The 3,068-nt window shown below is 40.6% G+C and carries 1 protein-coding gene, 1 tRNA gene and 1 pseudogene; 1 reads left to right on the forward strand and 2 read right to left on the reverse strand.

Annotation, left to right across the window (positions count from 1 at the left end):
• Nucleotides 1–76 (forward strand) — tRNA-Asn (locus tag MSG35_RS23920).
• Nucleotides 77–420: 344 nt separating this feature from the next.
• Here the strand turns inward: MSG35_RS23920 and MSG35_RS23925 are convergent.
• On the reverse strand, nucleotides 421–816 hold the full coding sequence (locus tag MSG35_RS23925) for a DUF2391 family protein (protein ID WP_016767963.1): 396 nt from the start codon (nucleotides 814–816) through the stop codon (nucleotides 421–423).
• A 753-nt stretch (nucleotides 817–1,569) separates the two neighbouring features.
• Nucleotides 1,570–2,593: pseudogene (locus MSG35_RS23930) on the reverse strand (IS630 family transposase).
• Nucleotides 2,594–3,068 lie beyond the last annotated feature (475 nt).

Below are 3,068 nucleotides of genomic sequence, written 5' to 3' on the forward strand. Positions count from 1 at the left end.
TCCCCTTTAGTTCAGTTGGTAGAACGGCGGACTGTTAATCCGTATGTCGCAAGTTCAAGTCTTGCAAGGGGAGCCAATTAAAAGAAGCCGCATCATTGATGCGGCTTTTTTGCATCTAAAGATCATAACTTCTCAATACAACTACCCTCACATTTCAAATATCATATTCAATTCAAAAACCAACCGTTTTTATATCTATCCAAGGCTACAAATCTTCGCGACTTAACTCTCTTCAAAATCGCCCAACAACAAACGAGACATTCACGTAAGAGTCACTCATAGTACGTTACTACTCATTTATTATTGAGAAGATCGGTTGAAAAAAATCAATGCTAAGCCTAGAAATGAGAAAGCTAAATAACAAATCAAATAAGCGCTAGAAAAGCTCTGTAAGGCACTTCAATCTAAATGACACACAGGTTACTCTTTATCAAAACTATCCACTACAATAGCGCCCATAGAGGCTGGCATTGAAATAACAATCACTCTTTTGAACGATACAACGGGATCACTCAATAGAGGTAATTTGTCTAGGCAAGTCAGTACCAAAGCAACGACCAATGCCGTCATAACATAAGCAATCACTATTCTGAAAATAAACACCGGCAACCGAGCAACAACATCTTTTTGAAAGACACTCTCATACGTATAGAAGCCTAAGAACACCGCAGACAGTAAAAATAGCAGCAATAGATTAGCGGTAGGTAAAGTCTCCCCTAACTTCCAAGCCTCTTCAGAAAAAGAAATCGGCACGGCCAAGGCAAAAGATCCCACAAAGATCTGGCTCGCATCTTCAAAGTTAAAACTCAATTTCATAATTCGACCCATTAGGTTTAAGGCTTTATCCAGCTCTTAAAATAATCACAAAACTATCCGCCGATGGTTTCGGGGATTTTCTATTCTTACTAAGCAAACAGTAGTGACCTTCTAGCTCATCTTAGTCGCAATAACCAAAACATAGCTTGAACTAACCAACAAGAAATCAATATGTTCAGAGCTAAGTGGTCAAACAACTAATTCATATCGAGTCAACAAGCACATCAGAATCGAAGAGATACCTGTAAACATCCTAAGATACCAGTTCCTAGAACCAGAGAGTCCCAATCCGGTTAGGTGATAAACATTACTGCACGTGTAGGCATGGATACGAGGGATGCTCTATTTCTTAGCATATATATCTTTCCAGCAGCACTTTGGCACACAACCTAGCGACTCTCACTCTTCAAGCTGAACCTACTCCGCTTCCATCCTTTGAAATGCCTCGAACAAAGCGCTTGATGCTATCGAGAGTGGTTTAAGCTGAATGCATAACAAGAGCTATTAAGTCGACTCATTAGGGCTCTAGCGTTCTTAAGAGAAGCCCCCATGATAGAGCCCTAATTACACATCAGAACTATCCTGACAGGACAGAAGTCAGGTTTCGTAGACGAAAGGCTGTTAACTAATACTGATAGCCAGAAACATCTACAGCGCAGAATAAGTAGGATGGGGTGTAAGGCTTTTATAACTCAAAGTATTAATAAGGGGTCAGTTCAGTCTCATAAATCTAACTTATACCAATTCCATTAATTAACTTACCAATCGAGTCCAATCTCTAAAGCAGAGGGATTGGACTCTGCGTTTATCTTCACAAAAACTGTTCCAAGCATTGCATACTAAGTTCACTATATCGTTATAGTTTTCAAAACACCTATTCGCTAACTTGTATTGTCAAAGCCATTGCCAAACTTGTTCTATCGGGTTTAATTCTGGTGAATATGGCGGGATATGGATTATAGTGATGTTCTTAAAATGATTGGCTAAATGTGTTTGATGCCAGCTCGCTTGATCCATAATAACCACGGAATGTTTACCTCTAGGGGTCGCCGTTGAGATTAATTCAAGATGCTTCGTCATTGCTTCCATGTTGCTTAACGGTGAAACAATAGCTTCAGCTTCGCCTGTATTGATACAAACGGCTCCAAACAAATAAGCGTACTCAAATTGTTGCTGTTGAACGGCTCTAGGTCGAGTTCCTTTTTCTGCCCAAATCTTGGTTGTGGTATTGCGTTGACCAAATCTAGCTTCATCTTGAAACCAAACAAGCACTTCTTTTAAGTGGATATGCCCAGGGATCTTAAGGATCGTTTCTATTGGGAATTTTTTTAAAAAATTCTTGAGCTTCTTCTGATTGTTTTGGGTGCTTTGAACGTGTCGTTATCCAACTCAAATTAAGTTCATGCAGTAAGCGGTATACACCCGATGGTTGGTAAGATATATCAAATTCATCAAGGATGAATTGTGTGATGTCACTCCCTTGTAAGCGCCCACCCTCAGGTTTTATTGCATTTGAAGTGACGTATTCTTTAAGATGTTTTTTTTGCTCAATAGTGAGTCTGGAAGGTCTTCCTGTATGAGGTTTTTCTACTAACCCTTCAACACCAAAATCAAGATAGGCCTTGATCCATTTATTCACACTGAGACGACTGACTTTAAGAAATGACGCGATTTCAGTTCGATTTTTACCATCGATAAAGTGAGAGACAGCGAGTAATCTTAGCCTCAACCTCGCGTTGGAGGTTGCGCCGATAAGTTTTGATAAATCTGAGTTCATATAGGCTCCTTTCAGAGTCTATATTAGATCATGAATTTAATGGAATTGGTATTACAGCGCGTATGGTTCGAGTATCTGAATACTAAACTTAAAGCTACATACGTTTGAAATCATAATCGAGTCACCTCACAGCTGGAATCAGAAATGATGTAGTCCATAGTCATAGGGTTGGTTTTGGGGAACACCTAGGCTACAGGCTACGGGGAGTCTTTGTGCAAATTATTCGACTGACGTGCGAAAAACTATAATTTAGATGCAAAAAAGCCCCGCTATTTCTAGCGAGGCTTCATATAAGTAGCGGAGTGGCTGGGATCTCAGGCGACCGGGACTCGTTGATCGGAGACCAAATTATCGATACCCAGAAACGACGAAAGCCTAGTCATAAGACTAGGCTTTCTAATAAGTGGCGGAGTGGACGGGACTCGAACCCGCGACCCCCGGCGTGACAGGCCGGTATTCTAACCAACTGAACTAC

The sequence above is a fragment of the Vibrio sp. 1CM23M genome (genome assembly GCF_023161755.1).
In the GTDB taxonomy this organism is placed as follows: domain Bacteria; phylum Pseudomonadota; class Gammaproteobacteria; order Enterobacterales; family Vibrionaceae; genus Vibrio; species Vibrio coralliirubri.